The following is a 19,107-nucleotide window of genomic DNA, read 5'->3' as shown; positions in this document are numbered from 1 at the left end:
CCAAAAAAAGAAAAATGGCAGAATATAAACTATTACTTCCAAGCATGGGAGAAGGCGTGATGGAAGCAACCATCATCAGCTGGTTGTTCAACGAAGGCGATTCCGTAAAAGAAGATGATTCCGTGGTAGAAATTGCCACCGACAAGGTAGATTCCGACGTACCGACACCGGTTTCCGGGAAAATCGTAAAAATCCTGAAACAAAAAGACGAAGTGGCAAAAGTGGGCGAAGCCATTGCCATCCTCGAAATTGCCGGCGAAGGTGAAACCGTTGCCCAACAACCACAGCAGCCGAAAACTGCCGAAGAAGTAAAAACAGAGCTGCCACAGCCAACTGCCGAAGACATCAGAGAACTTGAAAAGCCGCTCCAGAACCAACCAGCAGCAGAGTTTTCGGGAGATTTATACTTATCACCACTCGTAAAATCTATTGCGCAGCAGGAAAACATTTCTGAAACGGAACTGAAATCCATCAAAGGCAGCGGACTGGAAGGCAGAATTACCAAAGAAGATATATTAGCATACGTTTCCAACAGAGGTCAGGTGAAGGCGGAGCCTAAAGTTGATCAAACTCCCGCTGCACAACCGGTTCAGGCTGAAAGCGCTCCCGTGGAGGCGGTTCCTGTGCAGGTAGGCGAAGGCGACGAAATCATCCAGATGGACCGTGTCCGCAAGATTATTGCCGATGCCATGGTGAATTCAAAACGCATTTCGCCCCACGTCACTTCTTTCATCGAAACCGATGTAACGAACGTGGTGAAATGGCGCGCCAAAAACAAAGCGATTTTCGAAAAACGCGAAGGCGAAAAACTCACCTTCATGCCGATTTTCGTTAAAGCCGTGGTGAAGGCCATCCAGGATTATCCGCTCATCAACGTTTCGGTTGACGGCGACAAAATCATCAAAAAGAAAAACATCAATATCGGTATGGCAACCGCTCTGCCGGACGGCAACCTTATCGTTCCGGTTATTAAAAATGCCGACCAGCTCTCACTTTCCGGACTTGCAAAAGCCATCAACGACCTTGCGCACAGAGCCAGAAACAAAAAACTGAAGCCGGAGGATACCCAAGGTGCAACTTACACAATTTCCAACGTGGGAAGTTTCGGAAACCTGATGGGAACGCCGATTATTCCGCAGCCGCAGGTCGCAATTCTGGCGATTGGCGCCATCGTGAAGAAGCCTGCAGTTCTGGAAACTGCGGACGGCGATGTCATTGCGATCCGTCAGTTGATGTTTATGTCTCACTCCTACGATCACCGTGTGGTGGACGGCTCCCTTGGCGGTATGTTCCTGAAACACGTTCACGATTACCTGGAAAACTGGGATCTTAATACAGAAATTTAGAAAGTCCCAGGGCGATAGTCCGCAGACAGAAAGTAAAAACCTTCGATTTTTCGGAGGTTTTTTTATGCAGTACCATGGTAAGGCACGACGCAATCTCAGTAATCTTTTTTGTATTTTTCTTTATTTTTTTCAGGAGCTTTTTCCCGCTTTCCGCTGTATCTTTTGTTCCGCTGCGCTCCACAAAAGGATGCCGCTGCACTCGGGGCTATGGGATTTGTCTATATTTTTCTATTTTTGGGTAAAATAAAAGTTCAATAACATTTATATATGTCCTTCACCATTCGAAAAGCCACCGAAAACGACATCCCGACCATCCTTCATCTCATCACCCAGCTAGCCATTTATGAAAAACTGGAACGCGAAGTCGTGGCAACAGAAGAAACCTTGAAACAAACCATTTTCGTGCAGAATTACGCCGAAGTCATCATCGGTGAAGAAGACGGGCAAACGGTTGGTTTCGCTTTATTTTTCCACAACTATTCTACTTTTCTTTCAAAACCGGGCATTTACCTCGAAGATCTTTTCGTGGAAGTGGAGCACCGCGGCAAAGGCTACGGCAAAAATCTCCTGGCTGAACTCGCCAGAATCGCTAAAGAAAGAAACTGCGGCCGCTTGGAGTGGAGCGTCCTCAACTGGAACACGCCCTCCATCGAGTTTTACAAATCTCTCGGCGCAAAACCAATGGATGAATGGACGGTTTACCGGATGACCGAACAGGAAATCAATGATTTAGCCGCTTTATAATGAAGAGAACGCTGAGGTACTTACGCTATCGGATGAAACACGCATTCGATAACATCCGGAACGAACAGCTGAAGCACAACATGCTTCAGGCGGTTCCGTTTTGGGTAGCCTCATTTCTCACAGGAGTTGCGGCGGTCATGTATGCCAAACTCTTTCAGTGGGCGGAAGACGCCTTGCAGTTCATCATCAGATGGAATGCGCTGGCCATTTTTATTGTCGCGCCGCTTGGTTTCATACTTTCCTGGTGGCTGGTAAAAAAATATGCGCCTTACGCCAAAGGCAGCGGAATTCCGCAGGTGATGGCCTCCGTAGACCTCGCCGGTCCGAGAGACCGGTACAAACTGAAATACCTTTTAAGTTATAAGATTTTAGTCATCAAAATCATTTCGAGTATCGTGCTGGTTCTTGGCGGCGGCGCTGTGGGGCGCGAAGGGCCTACGATTCAGATTGCAGGCTCGATTTTCAGGTTCGTCAATCAACTGCTGCCGAAATGGTGGCCGAAAATTTCAATTCAGAATATGATTATGACCGGTGCTGCGGCCGGGCTTTCAGCGGCATTCAACACACCGCTCGGGGGAATTGTTTTCGCAGTGGAAGAACTGGCAAAGGTTCACCTGAATCATTTTAAAACCGCATTGTTTACCGCCGTCATTGTCGCGGGTCTCACCGCGCAGTGGTTGGCAGGTTCGTATCTGTATTTGGGTTACCCAAAAACGGCCGGTGTTTCAGTCGGTATTATTTTTCCGGTTCTGGCGGTTTCGCTGGCCTGCGGACTTTTAAGCAGCAATCTTTCAATAATTATGCTCAGAATCAACCGCTTGAAAAAAAGACTTAAAAGCGATACCCAAAATATCATTTTCCTGGTCATCAGCGCCTGGATCATTGCATCACTCGCCTATTTCGTGAACTGGGAGACGGTCGGTTCCGGGAAAGGCATTATTGAGCGCGTACTTTTTACCACTAATAAAGAGGAACAATGGTACGTGCCGCTATTACGGATGATTGGGCCTGCCCTTTCGTTCACTTCGGGTGGTGCCGGTGGAATTTTCGCTCCGGCTTTGAGTGCGGGGGCCAGTTTCGGTGCGTTTTTCTCAGGAATTATGGACCTGCAGAGCAATGAAACCAATGTGGTGATTTTGGCGGGAATGGTGGCGTTTCTTACCGGAATTACCCGTGCGCCGTTCACGTCTGCGATTTTGGTACTGGAAATGACGGACAGACATTCCCTCATATTTTATTTGATGGTTGCGGGAATGGCTTCATCGCTGATATCGCTTACCGTGAGCCGACATTCTCTGTACGACAGACTGAAATTAATCTATATGACTGAAATTGAAGAAAAAACCAAAAGGATCAAAATTAAACTGGAAGATCTGGGAAATAAAGCGGACTAATTTCCGTCTTTAGATTTTAATTAAATTTGAAAAAAAACTTTTAAAAATATTCCACGAAGTTAATTTCTTGAAACATTGTGTATTCAATAAAATATTTTTACTTTTGCACCTCGAAATAATTAACAAATATTTATTAACATGAACAATTACGAAACTGTTTTCATTTTAACTCCCGTTCTATCTGACGCACAGGTGGAGGAAGCAGTGAAAAAATTTGAAGACCTTTTAAAAGAAAGAGGTTGCGAAATCGTTGCCAAAGAAAATTGGGGACTAAAAAAACTTGCTTACCCTATCCAACTGAAAAAGAATGGGTTCTACACTTTGATCGAATTCAAAGGTGAAGGTACTGTAGTGGCAGATCTGGAAACTGCTTACAAGCGTGACGAAAGAGTAATCCGTTACCTGACTACAAAACTTGACAAACACGCAGTAGATTACGCCGTAACCAGAAGAGCGAAAAACAAAACTGCAAAAGCTTAATTTTTAATCCCACAAAAAAAAACAAGACAATGGCAATAGACGAAATGGCAAAACAAGCCTCAGCCGGTGGTGAATCCGAAGTAAAATTCCTTACCCCGCTTGATATCAATACAAAATCTGAAAAAAAATACTGCAGATTCAAAAAATACGGAATCAAGCATGTAGATTATAAAGATGCTGATTTCCTTCTTCAGTTCGTAAACGAGCAAGGGAAAATCCTTCCAAGAAGATACACAGGAACTTCTTTGAAATATCAGAGAAAAGTATCTGCAGCGATCAAGAGAGCAAGACATTTGGCTTTGATGCCGTATGTTGCGGATATGCTGAAGTAATAATTCAGACATCAGACATCAGACAAAAAAAATAAACAGGCAATTTTTGTTGCTGAATTAAATAATCAAAATTCTAACTGCTTTTAGAAATCGGAAGATGACGAAGATAAAATCTGAAATCTGAAATCTGAAATCTAGAATCTAAAAAAGGACAACAACAATGGACATTATTCTAAAAAAAGACGTTGAAAACTTAGGGCTTGAGTTTGATACCGTGAACGTAAAGCCGGGTTACGCAAGAAACTTCCTTATTCCACAGGGATATGCAGTTTTGGCAACTCCAAAAAACAGAGCCAACCTTGCTGCAACGCTTGAAGCAAGAAAAGAGGAAGAAGCAAAATTAGTTGCTGATGCACAGGCTAAAGTAGAACAGCTGAAGAAAACTCCGCTTACTATCGCTGCTAAAGTGGGTACTGGTGATAAACTATTCGGTTCTATCAACAATGCTAACCTATCTGAAGAATTGGCGAAAGCTGGTGTTGAAATCGACAGAAAATACATCAAAATTCCTGGTAACAACATCAAGAGAACAGGTAAATTTACTGCTCTTGTAAGATTGCACAGAGATGTGGAATATAACTACGAATTCGATGTAGTATCTGACGCTCCAGTAGAAGCGGCGCCTGCTCCAAAAGCAGAAACCAAGCCAGCTGCTACTGAAGAAGCAAATGCGGAAGAAGCTTAATTTTTTTAAATGGAACGCTGAGCCAGCCGAAGCGTCACCATAAAAAAAAGAAAACCGATTCATGAGAGTCGGTTTTCTTTTTTTATTTAATTATGTTTAAAATCAAGCACTTCGGTGAATATATCTCGATAACTTAATTCCCATATCCGTCCAAACAATTTTTGCGTTGGCGTTACGCTGTAAATGGTAATCGGAATCGGTGATTTCCTGCAGTATGTCTTCGATATTCGCCCCGTGGATATATTCTGAAAATTTTTCCCAATTGAAGTTGCTTACATTGATTTTCTTATAAACCAAATCCGGCGTTCCATAGTTTTGCAGAAGTGCCATACGGAACATTTCTGCACAATAATCAAGGAAACTTTTCTGTTTTTCTCGGCTCCAGCCGGCAATATCTCTGGCCCAGTCAATAATATTCTTTAGCATTTCAGGCTTCTTTTTTACCTGAAACGCTTCGCGAACCCATTGCACAAACAGTTCTTCAAATTCTGTGGAAATCCCTCCGCTTTCTGCCAGTTTTATGGCAACATTTAAATCCCCCTGGGACTGAATGGCAATTTCCGAAATCTTTTCCTGATCAAAACTGTATTTTTCTGAAAGATATTGTTTTACATCTTCATCACCCAGCCTTGGCACTTCCACAATCTGCGTTCGGGAAAGTATGGTTTGCAGAAAATCCTGATCCGAATCGGCGGTGAGGATAATCAATGTATTCTTAGGCGGTTCTTCCAGAAATTTTAAAAATTTGTTGGACGCCGCATCACTCATTTTGTTGGCGCACCACATGATGAGGATTTTTGTACCGCCTTCAAAGCTTTTCAGCAAGAATTTTCCGCCAATATCTTCTATTTCATCTACCGAAATAAAGAACTGTTTGTTTTCCGATTCCAGAATAGTCGTCCAGTCATCAAAGCTTGAATATGGATTTTCGAGAATCATATTTCGGAAGTCCTCGTAAAAACGTTTACTCAGTGATTTACTTTTCTCACTAAAGACCGGAAAACTCAAATGCAGATCCAAATGATTGAGATGCTGGACTTTCGATACTGCGGCTTCGTTTTCATTTTTCAGAATTTCCTGCGCATATGCCAGAGCTAAAGGCAACGTCCCGTAACCTTCTTTCCCGATGAAAAGCTGCGCGTGGCTCACCCTGTTGTTGGCAACGCTGTCTTTCAGCTGCTTTATAAGGTTTTCCTGTCCTGTGATGTCTTCCCAATTCATATTTTCAAAGATAAAAAATTGCGCTCAATAAAATGAGAATACAACCGATATTCAATGTATCTGTACCCAAGAGGAGTTTAAAAGATCAAAGCTTCTCTCTTTTACAACGGCAATAAACACAAGTGGGTTAAAAATATTTTATAATTGTAAGACTTTTATGGTATAAGCAATCTCTACGCTCAAAAGTATTGAACCGGCATAAGCTGGCGGTAAACTGCGATTAATAAAAGTGTGCGTACTTAACAAACTTTAACGGCACTAAATTTTTAGGTTTCAGTAATAATTAGGATATTTGCGAATTCAATTTTTATTAGATGAAAAGAATCTCTTTGATGTCATTTATCGCTTTAGGCGCCCTGCTCAAAGCTCAATCTATCGGTAACTCTCCTTATGCAGCCTACGGAATTGGTGATGTGAAATATGATAACACGGTTGATATTACATCAATGGGAGGTGTTTCTACAGCGTATATCAACGATTTCAACAATAAATTTAATTTCAGCAACCCTGCTGCCAACGCCAATTTAGGGCTTACAACCTTCAATATTGAGGCTAACAACGAAAACAACTTCTACTCTTCTGATTATCAGGATATGAAGTCTACAAAACACTCGAACTATCTGTCGAACATTTCATTGGCCTTCCCTATTTCCCAAAAAGTAAAATTTGGTTTGGGTTACCAGCCTTACAGCTCCAAAACTTATGATATTTTGGTAAGCAAAGATTTGGGCAATGACACCCGCCAGGCCAACAGATTCCACGGCAAAGGAACACTTTCCACAGTTCAGGCGGCAATATCTTATAATTTAACTAAAGATTTTGCACTCGGCCTGCGTTCAAATTTCTATTTCGGGAAACTGTACGACATCGAAGAGCTAACTTACTCTAATGCTGAACTCATCAGCGGCTATGAGACGTCTCATAAGATAAAATCTTTCAATTTTACCGCTGGTACCACGTACCAAAAGAAATTCGAAAATGACCGAAAGCTCACTTTGGGTGCAACCTATACTTTCGGTACAACAGGAAATATGACAACGGCGTATAAAGCCAGTACTTACTACCTTTCCGCAGCCGAAGAGCACCAGAACGAAACCGTTCTCGAAGAAAAGAGTTTCGAGGATAAAAATCTGATTCCACAGGAAGCATCAATTGGTGTAGGTTTCGGCCACGAAGGAAAATGGTTCTACGGATCACAGTTTGACTTTAAAAAAGGTGAAAACAGCGAATTTTTAGGAAAGCCATTCAAATACGAAAATGCGTACCGCGTTTCTGCAGGTGGGTGGTATCTTCCAAATTACAACAACTTCAGAAATTACTTCTCCAGAGTGATTTACCGTTTCGGAGCTTATTATGAGAAAGGAAACGTGAATTTGGCACCGCTGAATTCAACAACATCTACAAATGTTAACCAGTTTGCTATTACCGCCGGGATGACGCTTCCGTTTGCCAATGCCAATATTAACAGAATGAGCGGTATCGATCTTGGGCTTGAACTCGGCAAGAGAGGGACAAAGGAAAACAATATGATAAACCAAAACTTCATCAATGTGAAAATAGGCCTTAACTTTGCCGACAAATGGTTTATGAAACGCCAGTACGACTAAGATTAATGAAGCTTTGCGCTGCAACATACAGATTAAATATAGCCACCCTTTTGGGATGTGCTATATTTTTTGCCTGTACCTCGTGTGAAGAGGACCTTGCGCAGGCGAATGCCAAAAAGAACACCAACTTTGCATCGCAGGTGGTGTACAAGGCCGATATTGTAAGAAGGGATTCCGGTTTTGTGACGCTTCGTTTCAAAGCGCCCATCATCGAAAAGTATGAATTGATTGACTCGCCCTATGTGGAAGCCAAGAAAGGAATTTATATGGAATATTTCGACAAGAAAAAGCCGAAGCTCCCCGGTAAAATCTGGGCAAATTATGCTAGGATGAATGAACTGCGCGAATTTTATACCGCAAAGGGAAATGTGAAAATCCTGACGAACGAAGGCCAGACTTTTGCCACGCAAACCATCTATTGGGACAAAAGAAACAGAAGGATGTTCACCCAGGACACGGTTTATGTGACCGATAAAGACGGCTCCGTCCTGGTTGGCGCTAACGGCATGACTGCCAAAGACGATTTCTCTGAATATATGTTTTACAACAATTCCGGCAGTTTTCCCTCGAAGCAGATTCCTGCAGCAGGAAAATAAATTCGTAACTTAGTTGATCTAAATTTTTAATTCTGGAAAAAATATCTGCCATCGGCCTGATGTCCGGCACCAGCGTGGACGGCCTGGATCTTTGCTATTCTGCATTTACCAAAACAGAACACAATGTTTGGAATTTTGAAATTCTAAAGACTGAAACTTATGCCTATCCTGAGGAGTGGGAAGATAAGCTGCTCAATTCTATCAATGCGACCGCAACGGAATTAATGGAATTAAATTCAGATTACGGATTTTATCTTGGCGAGCAAGTTCAGAAATTTATCAGAGAAAATTCAATCCAACAAGTTGATGTGGTTGCTTCCCAAGGCCACACGGTTTTTCATCAGCCACAAAAGAGATTTACGACCCAGATTGGTGACGGCAGGGCAATAAAAATTGTTACAGACATTCCGGTGGTGTATGACTTCCGCAGCCAAGACGTCCTGTTGGGCGGCAACGGCGCGCCGCTGGTCCCCATTGGCGACCAGTTGCTCTTTCCGGAGTATGATGCCTGTTTGAATATGGGCGGATTTTCAAATATTTCGTTAAGTTTTAAGGGAAAGAGAATTGCGTTTGATATTTGCCCGGTGAATATTGTTCAAAACCATTACGCGGAAAAACTAAACAAAAAATTTGATTCGAACGGTGATTTGGCAAGGTCCGGAAATGTCAATGTTGAGATTTTGGAAACACTGAACAATCTGGAATTCTACAAAATCACAGGTCCCAAATCGCTGGGCAGAGAATGGGTGGTAAAAGAAGTTTTCCCTTTACTGGATCAAATGAAAACTGAGGACGCACTGGCAACGGTTGCCGAACATTCAGCAGAAAAAATTGCAGAAGTTTTCAGGTTCTATCATTTAAAAAACGTTTTGGTGACCGGTGGGGGTGCTTACAACACGCATTTAATTTCAAAAATCAGAGAGAAAACAGAAACAAACGTCATTATACCCGATCCTGTTTTGGTTGATTTTAAAGAAGCTTTAATTTTTGCCTTTATGGGCGTTCTAAGGATTAAAAATGAGATTAATGTGTTGAGCTCAGCGACGGGAAGCTCAACAGATCACTGTACCGGAATTTTGCTTTAAAATCATTTAGAAAATGCATAAAAAAACCTTTCAGACTCAAATCTGAAAGGTTAATTTTTTTGTTTGGGCGACTACAGCTGCTCGATCTTGTCCGTAAGCGAATCGATGAAATTCTTCAAAGGCTTTTCAACCATCATTTTGATGAACGGATTGAATTTCCCGTCGAAAACCAACTGAACTTCTGTCTGATTTTCATTTACGGCATTCATCAAACCTTTCAACTCAAATTCGAGGCTTGAGCTGGCTGATTTCAAAACTACCTGCTGATCCGAAACCTCATCGATTTTAAGAGCGATTTCGGGCATCCCTTTTAAAGCGAATTTGAAACCGTCTTCCCGCGCTTCGAATTTCTGAAGACCCTCCGGCATCAAATGCTCATAATCCTGAGAATTTTTCAGCATTTGCGTCAGTTCACCCACTGATTTATTTACAAGTATTTTTCTTCCTTCTAAATTCATTTTTTATATTTTTGTAATTATTAAATGCCCTGCAAATGTATAAAGTTTTTGTGAACGAGAAAAAATTAACCATCAGTAAATATCCCGCGGATATTGAAAAAAATCTTCGTTACGAAGGCTTTGCTACACTTGAAATTGCCATTGACCTTTTAGAAAATACTTCCTGTCCCCAAATGAATGTGTATGGTGAAGAGATTGAGGAAATTTGGGAAGATTTCACGCATATGTTCCGTGTGGTGGAGGCTGCGGGGGGAATTGTTTCCAACAAAGAAGGTAAAATTCTGTTCATTCACCGGCTCGGGAAATGGGATTTGCCTAAAGGAAAAATTGAAAAAGATGAGTCGCTGGAACAGGCTGCACTGCGCGAGGTTGAAGAAGAAACCGCTTTACAGGAGCTGATTCTGGAAGAATTTGTCAACAACACCTTTCACGTTTACAAAGAGCGTAACGGCGACAGAATTTTGAAGACAACTTACTGGTTTAAAATGTCTTATGTGGGAGAAAAAGATCCAGTTCCACAAACGGAAGAAGGCATTACTGAAGTTTCTTGGAAAAATCAGGACGAAATTCAGCAGGAAGTTTTTCCGAAAACATTTCAGAACATCAAACTGATCCTGAAGACCTCCGGCACTGTGATGCATGGGGAAGATGAAGATTCTAAAGAAAATCAATAATTTTTTCTAAGGCTACTCCGCGAGAGCCTTTCAGCAGGATATTTTTACTTGTTATTTTGTTGGTTTTAAGGTATTCAGTCAGCTCGGCTGTATTCGCAAACGCGCTTTCAGGATGTACTTCTTTAAAGGAATTTCCTACCGTAATAAGATTTTCAAAACCCAGTGATTTTGCCAGTTCCAGTATATTCTGATGTTCAGCTTTGCTTTCTTCGCCCAGCTCCAGCATATCGCCGATAATTATCGTTTTTGTGCCCTCAAAAGCTTTAAAATTCTGAAGCGATGCCGACATGCTGCTCGGATTGGCATTATAAGTATCCAAGACCAAAGTTTTACCGTCTCTTTCCATCACTTGTGACCGCATATTGGTTGGCGTATAACTTTCAAGAGCTGATTTTATTTGTTTAAAATCCAAACCGAAATGAAATCCCAAAGCTGCAGCGGCACAAAGGTTTGTGAAATTGTAATCGCCGGTCAGCCTGGTTTGCACCCGTTCACCTTGATAAATTAATCCAACAAAATTATCTTCAGAAAACTTTTCAAAATTATAGTCTGCATCACTGCTGCCAAACGTGATTGTCTTCTCATAATTCTTGGTTTTCTCAACCTGCAACCCGTCATTTTTATTCACCAAAACCGTCTGCTGATTCGCGATAAGATAATCATAAAGTTCAGATTTTCCCTTAACGACACCTTCAAAACCACCAAAACCTTCAAGGTGCGCCTTTCCAAAATTGGTGATATAGCCAAAATTTGGTCGGGCCACTGAACAAAGAAATTCTATTTCTTTCTGATGGTTTGCCCCCATTTCCACGACGGCAATATCGTGCTCAGGTTTTATTGAAAGTAATGTCAAAGGAACGCCGATATGATTATTAAGATTGCCATAAGTGTACTGAACATTATATTTTTCAGAAAGTACAGCACTGATGAGCTCCTTGGTCGTTGTTTTACCGTTGCTGCCTGTAAGGCCAATAACCGGCACAGCAATCTTGCTGCGGTGGTATCTCGACAGGTCCTGAAGGAATTCTAATGTGGATGGAACGCAGAAAATATTTTTGTCAGGATTTTCAAACTCCTTCTGCTCTACAATAACTGCTGAAGCACCATCTTCAACCGCTTTCTCAGCTAAAGTTGCAGCATTAAAATTTTCTCCGGAAAACGCAAAGAATATATCGCCTTTCTCTATTTTTCGGTTATCGATCACTACTTTGCCTGCATTTTGATAAATGCTGTAAAAATCCTGTACATTCATAGGTCAAAAATAAAAAAATCCTTCCGAAGTACTGGAAGGATTTATGAATATAAAGAAAGAATTCTATCTTTTTGATCTGCCTTTGCCCTGTGATTTGGCATCCTGTGCAACACGGAAACCGACCCAACCGTAGGCTTTAGACTCATCTTTGAACCTTCTTTGTCCCGGATCCAGCCAATAAGCTGTGTCTAACCAGGAACCACCCTTAATTACTCTAACTTCGTTAGAAATTTGAGATGTTCTCTGCCTAGTATCTTTTTGAATTCTAACACGGCCTCTATCGTCAACCACAAACTGTTTTACCGGCGAATTGTACATGGAATAATTTAAAGTAGAACTGTCTGCATCCCTGCCGTAGCCAGCCTCAAGAGATGACATAAAATCACCGTCTCTGTAATTGCTGTTATCCTCAACAGTTTCTCTCTGGTACTGCCCAGGCAATCCTCTGTAAACCAACCTTCCGTCAGCAAGTGTGTCGTATTTAATATTTGTTCCGTCTATAATCTGATACTTGCCATCTGCACCTTTAACCTTTTGCTGAGCTTTATTTCCTCTGTAGTAATTAAAGTCATTTCCTTCCTGATCGATGATTGGTCTGTAAACATCTGCGGTCCACTCAGCCACATTACCAAACATACCATAAATTCCTAAGTCATTGGAAGGATATTGCCTTACATCCGCAGTGATCGCGGCGCCGTCATTCTTCCAGCCGGAAGTCCCGGAATAGTCACCTCTTCCAAACTTGAAGTTTTCCAGGAACATCCCCCTGTTTCTGCCTTTTTTCCCTCGCAGTTCTTCAATAGCAGGTTTTTTCTCGGTATAGTTGTTATACTCCCTTTTCTTTTGTAACCCAAGTGCGGCAAACTCCCACTCCACTTCTGTAGGAAGTCTGAATTTTTCTACAACACCGGAAGTAGCGTTTCTGTTTGCAGCAAGGATTCTCTGGTTGGTGGTCTTAATTCCGGTTGCCCGTTGTGCTCTCTGCTGGTTAATATAATCCTGCATTGCAGGGTCATTGCCTTTGTATTTATCCAGTGTAAAGGAGCTTTGTCCCTGATTGTTGGCATCGTTTACATAAAGATCTTTTGAAATCACGCCTTTATCCATCAAAGCTTTTTCGTTGGCACGGTCAGTTAGCCATTCACAATATCTTGAGGCCTGAAGCCATGAAACCCCTACTACCGGGTAAAAATCGTATTCAGGAGAACGGAAATATGTTTCTGCAAAATCGTTTCTTGAAAGTTTATTGTTCCAAACCAGCGTATCTGGCAAAGCCCCCGTATACACATCCTTCAAACTAGGATCTGATGGTGGAAACACATACTTAAGCCAGGTGACATATTCTCTGTACTCATAATTTGTGATCTCGGTTTCGCCTATGAAGAATGAGCTTACCTGCATTCTTCTCGGGGTATTGTTCCAGTCGTGCATCACGTCATCCTTCACCAAACCCATGGTAAAGGTACCACCTTCCACATAAACCATCCCTGGCCAACCCTTCTGTTTTTCTTGTTTTCCGGTAAAAAACCAACCTTTGGAATCGTTTGGTTTCCAGCCTGTTTTGCTAACGAAGCGTTTTGTTCCGCCGCCGCTTTTGGTATTGCCTCCGCCACAGCTTATCAGCATTACTGCTGAACTCATAGCCAACATGGAAAACAGTTTAAATCTTTTCATATTTATAAAAAAAATTTCAATGCACAAAGAAAATATAAATTCTATATAAAATCAAACAAGTTTTAACTTTTTTAGGAAACGTTGTTTACTTAATTTTATTTTGTTTCATATTAAATTTTTAAAAATTTCGTTTAATTTGCAATCGATTAGAAATGATGAGAAAAAGCTTACTGTTTTTGTTTTTCAGCCTGCTCTGCATACATCTTCACTCCCAAACCATATCACTTAACTGGGAAGGCAGCGAAACGGTCGATTACGGGCTTGAAAAAATCACCTATCCGAAATTCAGCAACAGCAGTTACGAAGCTGGCGACAACACGGTTTACATCAATTATAAAGCAAAAGCAAACAGCACGAATTACAGAATTACCAATTTGCTTTGGGAGAAAGTTTCACGAAAGGAAATCTACGGTTTAATTGATGCGAAACTTCCAGAATATGACCGTACAGGCATTTCCTATTTTTATGACACAAAAGAAAACAGTTACTTTTTTAATGCTAAAATTTCAGCACTGAAATTTGAGAATAATCAGATTTACAGGCTGGTTTCTTTTGATATCGTGTCAGACGGGACAACAGCACGAACTGCATCAGTTACTGAAAGAATAGGCACTTCAGAAAATCCTTTGAAATCCGGGACATTCTACAAAATTAAAGTTGATAAGAGCGGCGTTTTTAAAATCACCAAAAAATTCCTGACTGATAACGGCATCAATACAGCTGCTATAAATCCAAAAAATTTCAGAATTTACGGTAACGGTGGGACAACTTTGCCGGAATTTAATAAGGACACAAAGTATGCAGCGTTGCAGGAAAATGCGATACAGGTTATTGGTGAAGAAGACGGCGTGTGGAATGATGATGACTACGCACTTTTTTATGCGCAGGGTCCCCATGGTTTCAACCTTTACAGCAGCGGATACAAAGGCTACAACCGAAACGGCAGAACAGAAACGCGCAACGACAGAAGTAATAATCATATTAATATTTATGATGATTTTGCTTATTACTTCATTAATTTCGATCTGGGACCCGGCAAAAGAATTTTAACTAAAGACACCGCCTTTCCGGAAACCCCGCCGGAGACCCGGTTTGATGATTATAAATTCATCAACGAAGAAAAAAGCAATTTGCTTAAGCTGGGACGCATTTGGGTAGGTGATCCAATAACCAAAGATTTAGCAGTAAAATTCACCAAACGTTCCCCTGCAAGAGCCGAGGATGAAATTTATTACCGTGCTTCCGTAGTTGCGTACAAGGCGCAGAACAATAACATAAAATTTAATATTAACGATCAAAATGATTTTACCCAAACTGTACCCAATAATCCAGATGCTGTTTTTTTAAAATATAACAATTACAGCGGCACAGCAACCAACATAACAGGAAATGACATCACCATAAACATCGCTCCAAATACTTCCGCAAATCCCAACGGAATTTTCTATTTTGATTATGCCGAAGTGATTTACAAGGAAGATTTAACGTTCAACGATTCCCAGATGAATTTCAGGTTTTATGACTGGGTTGAAAACACTGGAAGCACGTACGGTTTTTCACTTGCAAACAGCTCTACAGCTGAGCAGGTCTGGGATGTTTCTGATATTGCGAATGTCTCCAGAAAGGTTAATAAATCTGGCAACAGTGCCGTCTTTAGTGCCGCATATACTGCAGATTCACCAACTTTCAATAATGAATTTGTAGCTTTCAAAAATTCTGCGGCCTATTCCCCAGCATTTGTTTCAAAAATTGAAAACCAGGATTTAAGCGGGCTGCAAAATATCGATTACTTAATCATCACCAACAGGAACTTCTTGGGTGAAGCGCAAAGACTTGCAGATTATCACAGCAAAAATAACGGTTTCAGCACAGCGGTCGTGGACGTGGAAAAAATTTATAACGAATTCAGCAGTGGCGGGAAAGACATTACTGCCATCCGCGATTTCGTGAGCAAACTTAAAAACGAAAATGGCGCTGCTTTAAAATACGTCCTACTGCTTGGCGACACCAGCTTTGATTACAAAGACAAAACTTCGGGAAATGATAATATTGTACCTTCATATCAAAGCGAGGACAGCAGTAATGTCACCAGCAGCTATGTGACGGATGATTACTTTGTAATGACTGCGCCACAAACGAACTCCTTTCTTATCTCTATGCTTCCCGATTTACCAATTGGGAGACTGCCCGCATCCAACCTTGCAGAAGCTAAACTTTTAACTGATAAAACTTTGGCCTATAACAATGCGCTTCCGGGCCAGTCTTCACCTTTCGGAGAGTGGCGGATGAACCTTGATTTTGTAGCGGATGATGATTATGAAGGCGGCGGGCCGTTCCATAACATCATGGATGAAACGATTGCTGGTAATTTCGAATCCACCACAGAAAGAAAAGAATATCACATCAGAAAACTCTACCTTGATGCCTTTGAAGCGCAGACCACGGCCGGCGGACAAAGATATCCACAGGTAAACCAAGCCATTTCAAACGATGTGGGAAACAGCCTTTATCTGTTCTATTTTGGACACGGAGGTATAAACGGCTGGGCACAGGAACGGGTTCTAACTTTAGATGAAATAAGAAATTTCAACAATTTTAGCAGCGTTTACAGCAGATTTCCTTTGATTTCAACCATCACCTGCGAGTTTACATTATGGGACAATCCGGAAGTGAGTTCTGCCGGTGAGCAGGTTATAAAGATTAAAAGTGGCGGCGCATCCGTAATGATCACGTCCAGCCGCGCTATTGGTGTACCCTATGGAAGGGAGTTTACCAAACTGTTCACCAAGTTTATTTTTGAACTGAATTCAAACAATGACTTTTACAGATTGGGTGATGCACACCTGAGGGCGAAACGGGAAAAAGGTTTCGACAGTAATCACCTTAAAGTTAATTTTCTGGGCGATCCTGCCACGAAACTGAGTCGCCCGAAAGAATTAATTACATCTGAAATAAAAACTCCGGTTGACGGGCAAATCAGGGCACTTGATTTTGTTAAAATCTCGGGCACAATCCTGAAAGAAGACGGTTCTGTCGATACCGGATTCAATGGTCGCGTTGTAGCGAATATTTTTGACAAGAGGCTTAACAAAACCACACTTAACAACGACAAAGCCGGTGGTATGCTGCCACTTTTAAAATATACAGAAGAAGGCAGCGCCATCGTAAAAGCAGCGGGGAAAGCGGTAAACGGTCTATATACAGTAGAGTTTTATGTGCCTAAAGACATTAATTACGAAGTTGGGGACGGGAGGATACTTCTTTACGCTGATAACTTTGCAACAGCAAAATCAAATGCACATGACGTTTACAGCAATCAGCCCTATAAGGTTGGCGGCATCAATGAAAATGGAATTGATGATAACGAACCACCTAAGGTTAGCCTTTTCATGAACAATACCAACTTTGCTGACGGCGGTATTACCGACCAGAACCCAACGCTTCTGGCCTGCATTACAGATAATACCGGAATCAATTCCACAGGTTCGGGCGTTGGCCACGACATCACGGTGATCCTCGACGGACAGATCGTCAATACGGTGGTTTTGAATGATTTCTTTGCTGCCGGTGAAGGAAACGGATGTGTAAACCTCTCATTGGCAGAATATCAGAAAGGCACTGTAAGCTATCCTTTCCGCAATCTGGCGCCGGGGCCGCACCAGCTTACCTTTAAAGTTTGGGACATAAACAATAATTCAACCACCGCAACGTTAAACTTTGTAGTAAAGGACGAAAGCGAGCAAAAACTGAGTATTAATAAATTGCTAAATTGGCCGAATCCTTTCACGGATAAAACTTACATCCATTTTGAGCATAACTGCGATGATGTGCTCGAGGTGAATGTGCAGATCTACACCATAACCGGAAAACTGGTAAGGACGATTTCTCTGCCGGTAAGTTCGGAGCCTTTCATGCAGGGTTACAGAACGCCGCGACAGGCCATTGAATGGGACGGAAAGGATGATTTTGGCGATACCGCAGGCAAGGGAACCTACATTTACAAAGTTTTCGTGAAAAGCCAAAATCAGGACAAATGCAAGGGAACCGCTTCTTCAGTTGAAAAAATGGTACTTTTAAAGTAAAAATAATAAAACTAGTATATGAAATTAAAATCAAAACTTTTTTTAGGCCTTTCGCTGGGCATCGCCGTAAATCTTACAGCACAGGAAGTACCGCCAGTGCTTACAGGAGCTCCATTTTTAAGAATTGGACCGGACGCAAGAGCAGGAGCAATGGGAGATCAGGGTGTTTCTACCTCTACAGATGCTTTTTCACAGTTTTGGAATGCCGCCAAATACCCGTTCAGCAAAACAACGTCGGCAATCGGTGTAAACTATACACCTTATATGGGCAAGCTTACGAACGATGTTTTCCTTCTATACGGGGCATACCATCAGTTTCTGGGGCAGGAAGAGCGTGCGACCATTTCAGCCAGCATCTATTATTTCAATATGGGTGATGTAGACCTTACTAAAATTGTTGGAAGCGAAGTAGTATCTGAAGGTACTGCAAAACCAAATGAATTTGCAATCGACGTTGCATACGGACTGAAACTGGCTGATACTTACTCCATGGCGGTTACAGGACGTTTCATCCGTTCAGATTTGTCCGGCGGTTTTAATTCGGACAATACTTTAAAGGCCGCGAATACTTTTGCTGTGGATGTTGCCGGATATTATCAAAGTGAAAAACACCAGTCATTCGGTGAGTACGAAGGACAGGCGCGCGCAGGTTGGGCTATTCAGAACCTGGGGCCCAGACTGGATTATACGGGTGATGAGGAATCCCGCTCTTATCTGCCTACCATGGCAAGACTGGGTGCCGGTTATGACCTCTATATTGATGATCTGAATAAAATTGGTGTTTCTGCTGAAGCCTCCAAGCTTTTGGTGCCGGGGCCTGAAGTATCCGGAACTGATACCAACGGAAATCCTATTTACGATGTCCCAAATGTTGGTGTGATTGAAGGTATCGGCAAATCATTCAACAACCCGAAAAGTGTAATGTTGAGCGGTGCGATGGAATATTCTTACGACAATGCTTTTGCGGTGCGTGCCGGTTACTTTCATGAGAGTGCGCAACAAGGGGCAAGACAGTATGCAACCGTTGGTGTTGGGCTAAAATACCAGTCATTTGGTTTGGATCTTTCTTACCTGATCAACACTTCAAAGGTAAATACCGCTTTGGATAATACCTTAAGATTTGGTTTGACCTGGAATATTGGTGAAGAATCTTCAAACGCGGATTACTAAGCGAACAGGTAAATAAAACTTCAAAGTCCCACCGGAATTCTGGCGGGATTTTTTTGTTTTAAAGACGGGTTTAAAAATCGGCTGATGAAGGACCGAAACGTTTTTATAGACCCGATTGCAGCAACTGTTTGAGCTCTTTTTTGGTGGCTGAGCTCGCGAAGACAGCAAAAAAAGCGAGTGCGGAAAGCGGGCCCGTTCGTAAAATCAGAGGTCTAAACTTTCTGCTTCTTATTTTTAACAAAATTTTAATAGTTGGGCGCTGTAGTTGGCACGTATTTTACATTAACAGAGACATCAGATAAATTTA

Annotated in this window: 16 protein-coding genes; 12 read left to right on the top strand and 4 right to left on the bottom strand. The window is 41.8% G+C overall.

All coding sequences use genetic code 11. The features are described from left to right. The first annotated feature begins 14 nt into the window (after window positions 1-14). From CKV81_RS00200 to rplI, 6 genes are all read left to right on the top strand, one after another. The gene (locus tag CKV81_RS00200; RefSeq protein ID WP_095069249.1) at window positions 15-1,346 is read left to right on the top strand and encodes a dihydrolipoamide acetyltransferase family protein; all 1,332 of its coding nucleotides are present in this window, start codon (window positions 15-17) and stop codon (window positions 1,344-1,346) included. A 267-nt stretch (window positions 1,347-1,613) separates the two neighbouring features. After that, window positions 1,614-2,090, top strand: a complete 477-nt coding sequence (locus tag CKV81_RS00190; protein WP_095069245.1) for a GNAT family N-acetyltransferase — start codon at window positions 1,614-1,616, stop codon at window positions 2,088-2,090. After that, on the top strand, window positions 2,090-3,484 hold the full coding sequence (locus CKV81_RS00185) for a chloride channel protein (RefSeq protein ID WP_095069243.1): 1,395 nt from the start codon (window positions 2,090-2,092) through the stop codon (window positions 3,482-3,484). The genes CKV81_RS00190 and CKV81_RS00185 overlap by 1 nt, the downstream gene beginning before the upstream one ends. Before the next feature lie 138 nt (window positions 3,485-3,622). After that, window positions 3,623-3,964: a 30S ribosomal protein S6 gene (gene rpsF, locus CKV81_RS00180; protein ID WP_095069241.1), complete on the top strand. Its 342-nt coding sequence runs from the start codon at window positions 3,623-3,625 to the stop codon at window positions 3,962-3,964. Window positions 3,965-3,993: 29 nt separating this feature from the next. Further along, window positions 3,994-4,296, top strand: coding sequence for a 30S ribosomal protein S18 (gene rpsR, locus CKV81_RS00175; RefSeq protein WP_095069239.1), 303 nt, complete (start codon window positions 3,994-3,996; stop codon window positions 4,294-4,296). Between the two features lie 160 nt (window positions 4,297-4,456). Then, the gene (gene rplI / locus CKV81_RS00170; RefSeq protein WP_095069237.1) at window positions 4,457-4,981 is read left to right on the top strand and encodes a 50S ribosomal protein L9; all 525 of its coding nucleotides are present in this window, start codon (window positions 4,457-4,459) and stop codon (window positions 4,979-4,981) included. Window positions 4,982-5,083: 102 nt separating this feature from the next. On the opposite strand, the gene CKV81_RS00165 is transcribed toward rplI, so the two are convergent. Continuing rightward, window positions 5,084-6,202: a DNA polymerase III subunit gene (locus tag CKV81_RS00165; RefSeq protein WP_095069235.1), complete on the bottom strand. Its 1,119-nt coding sequence runs from the start codon at window positions 6,200-6,202 to the stop codon at window positions 5,084-5,086. Between the two features lie 314 nt (window positions 6,203-6,516). Between CKV81_RS00165 and CKV81_RS00160 the strand changes: the two genes are divergently transcribed. The 3 genes from CKV81_RS00160 to CKV81_RS00150 are packed head-to-tail and all read left to right on the top strand — an operon-like array spanning window position 6,517 to window position 9,490. Further along, a complete protein-coding gene (locus CKV81_RS00160; RefSeq protein ID WP_095069232.1) occupies window positions 6,517-7,809 on the top strand; it encodes a hypothetical protein in 1,293 nt (430 codons plus the stop codon). A gap of 5 nt (window positions 7,810-7,814) precedes the next feature. Then, complete coding sequence (locus CKV81_RS00155; protein ID WP_095069230.1) at window positions 7,815-8,405, top strand: LptA/OstA family protein; 591 nt, start codon at window positions 7,815-7,817, stop codon at window positions 8,403-8,405. A 59-nt stretch (window positions 8,406-8,464) separates the two neighbouring features. Further along, window positions 8,465-9,490: an anhydro-N-acetylmuramic acid kinase gene (locus CKV81_RS00150; RefSeq protein ID WP_258454403.1), complete on the top strand. Its 1,026-nt coding sequence runs from the start codon at window positions 8,465-8,467 to the stop codon at window positions 9,488-9,490. A 71-nt stretch (window positions 9,491-9,561) separates the two neighbouring features. On the opposite strand, the gene CKV81_RS00145 is transcribed toward CKV81_RS00150, so the two are convergent. Next, window positions 9,562-9,948 (bottom strand): orotate phosphoribosyltransferase, encoded by a 387-nt coding sequence (locus CKV81_RS00145; protein ID WP_095069228.1) that lies wholly within the window; start codon window positions 9,946-9,948, stop codon window positions 9,562-9,564. Window positions 9,949-9,983: 35 nt separating this feature from the next. On the opposite strand from CKV81_RS00145, the gene CKV81_RS00140 reads away from it, so the two are divergent. Continuing rightward, on the top strand, window positions 9,984-10,622 hold the full coding sequence (locus CKV81_RS00140; RefSeq protein WP_095069223.1) for an NUDIX hydrolase: 639 nt from the start codon (window positions 9,984-9,986) through the stop codon (window positions 10,620-10,622). Here CKV81_RS00140 and CKV81_RS00135 read toward each other — a convergent pair. Continuing rightward, a complete protein-coding gene (locus tag CKV81_RS00135) occupies window positions 10,606-11,874 on the bottom strand; it encodes a UDP-N-acetylmuramoyl-tripeptide--D-alanyl-D-alanine ligase (RefSeq protein ID WP_095069222.1) in 1,269 nt (422 codons plus the stop codon). The genes CKV81_RS00140 and CKV81_RS00135 overlap by 17 nt on opposite strands. Before the next feature lie 63 nt (window positions 11,875-11,937). After that, complete coding sequence (gene gldJ, locus CKV81_RS00130; protein ID WP_095069221.1) at window positions 11,938-13,548, bottom strand: gliding motility lipoprotein GldJ; 1,611 nt, start codon at window positions 13,546-13,548, stop codon at window positions 11,938-11,940. A 152-nt stretch (window positions 13,549-13,700) separates the two neighbouring features. Here gldJ and porU point away from each other — a divergent pair, with 152 nt between their 5' ends. Then, window positions 13,701-17,630 (top strand): type IX secretion system sortase PorU, encoded by a 3,930-nt coding sequence (porU, locus tag CKV81_RS00125; protein ID WP_258454402.1) that lies wholly within the window; start codon window positions 13,701-13,703, stop codon window positions 17,628-17,630. A gap of 18 nt (window positions 17,631-17,648) precedes the next feature. Continuing rightward, window positions 17,649-18,800 (top strand): type IX secretion system outer membrane channel protein PorV, encoded by a 1,152-nt coding sequence (gene porV, locus CKV81_RS00120; protein ID WP_095069220.1) that lies wholly within the window; start codon window positions 17,649-17,651, stop codon window positions 18,798-18,800. Window positions 18,801-19,107: the final 307 nt, after the last annotated feature.

It is taken from the genome of Chryseobacterium taklimakanense (assembly GCF_900187185.1).
Classification (GTDB): domain Bacteria; phylum Bacteroidota; class Bacteroidia; order Flavobacteriales; family Weeksellaceae; genus Planobacterium; species Planobacterium taklimakanense.
Note: the sequence above shows the minus strand (reverse complement) of the source record. Positions and strands in the feature narration are given on the sequence as shown.

What these genes read in the sequence shown, in the direction of transcription:
- rplI (WP_095069237.1), top strand. Translation starts at nt 4,457, where the DNA reads ATGGACATTATTCTAAAAAAAGACGTTGAAAACTTAGGGCTTGAGTTT.
- CKV81_RS00200 (WP_095069249.1), top strand. Translation starts at nt 15, where the DNA reads ATGGCAGAATATAAACTATTACTTCCAAGCATGGGAGAAGGCGTGATG.
- porU (WP_258454402.1), top strand. Translation starts at nt 13,701, where the DNA reads ATGATGAGAAAAAGCTTACTGTTTTTGTTTTTCAGCCTGCTCTGCATA.
- CKV81_RS00155 (WP_095069230.1), top strand. Translation starts at nt 7,815, where the DNA reads ATGAAGCTTTGCGCTGCAACATACAGATTAAATATAGCCACCCTTTTG.
- rpsR (WP_095069239.1), top strand. Translation starts at nt 3,994, where the DNA reads ATGGCAATAGACGAAATGGCAAAACAAGCCTCAGCCGGTGGTGAATCC.
- CKV81_RS00140 (WP_095069223.1), top strand. Translation starts at nt 9,984, where the DNA reads ATGTATAAAGTTTTTGTGAACGAGAAAAAATTAACCATCAGTAAATAT.
- CKV81_RS00165 (WP_095069235.1), bottom strand. Translation starts at nt 6,202, where the DNA reads ATGAATTGGGAAGACATCACAGGACAGGAAAACCTTATAAAGCAGCTG.
- porV (WP_095069220.1), top strand. Translation starts at nt 17,649, where the DNA reads ATGAAATTAAAATCAAAACTTTTTTTAGGCCTTTCGCTGGGCATCGCC.
- CKV81_RS00150 (WP_258454403.1), top strand. Translation starts at nt 8,465, where the DNA reads ATGTCCGGCACCAGCGTGGACGGCCTGGATCTTTGCTATTCTGCATTT.
- CKV81_RS00160 (WP_095069232.1), top strand. Translation starts at nt 6,517, where the DNA reads ATGAAAAGAATCTCTTTGATGTCATTTATCGCTTTAGGCGCCCTGCTC.
- CKV81_RS00135 (WP_095069222.1), bottom strand. Translation starts at nt 11,874, where the DNA reads ATGAATGTACAGGATTTTTACAGCATTTATCAAAATGCAGGCAAAGTA.
- gldJ (WP_095069221.1), bottom strand. Translation starts at nt 13,548, where the DNA reads ATGAAAAGATTTAAACTGTTTTCCATGTTGGCTATGAGTTCAGCAGTA.
- CKV81_RS00190 (WP_095069245.1), top strand. Translation starts at nt 1,614, where the DNA reads ATGTCCTTCACCATTCGAAAAGCCACCGAAAACGACATCCCGACCATC.
- CKV81_RS00185 (WP_095069243.1), top strand. Translation starts at nt 2,090, where the DNA reads ATGAAGAGAACGCTGAGGTACTTACGCTATCGGATGAAACACGCATTC.
- CKV81_RS00145 (WP_095069228.1), bottom strand. Translation starts at nt 9,948, where the DNA reads ATGAATTTAGAAGGAAGAAAAATACTTGTAAATAAATCAGTGGGTGAA.
- rpsF (WP_095069241.1), top strand. Translation starts at nt 3,623, where the DNA reads ATGAACAATTACGAAACTGTTTTCATTTTAACTCCCGTTCTATCTGAC.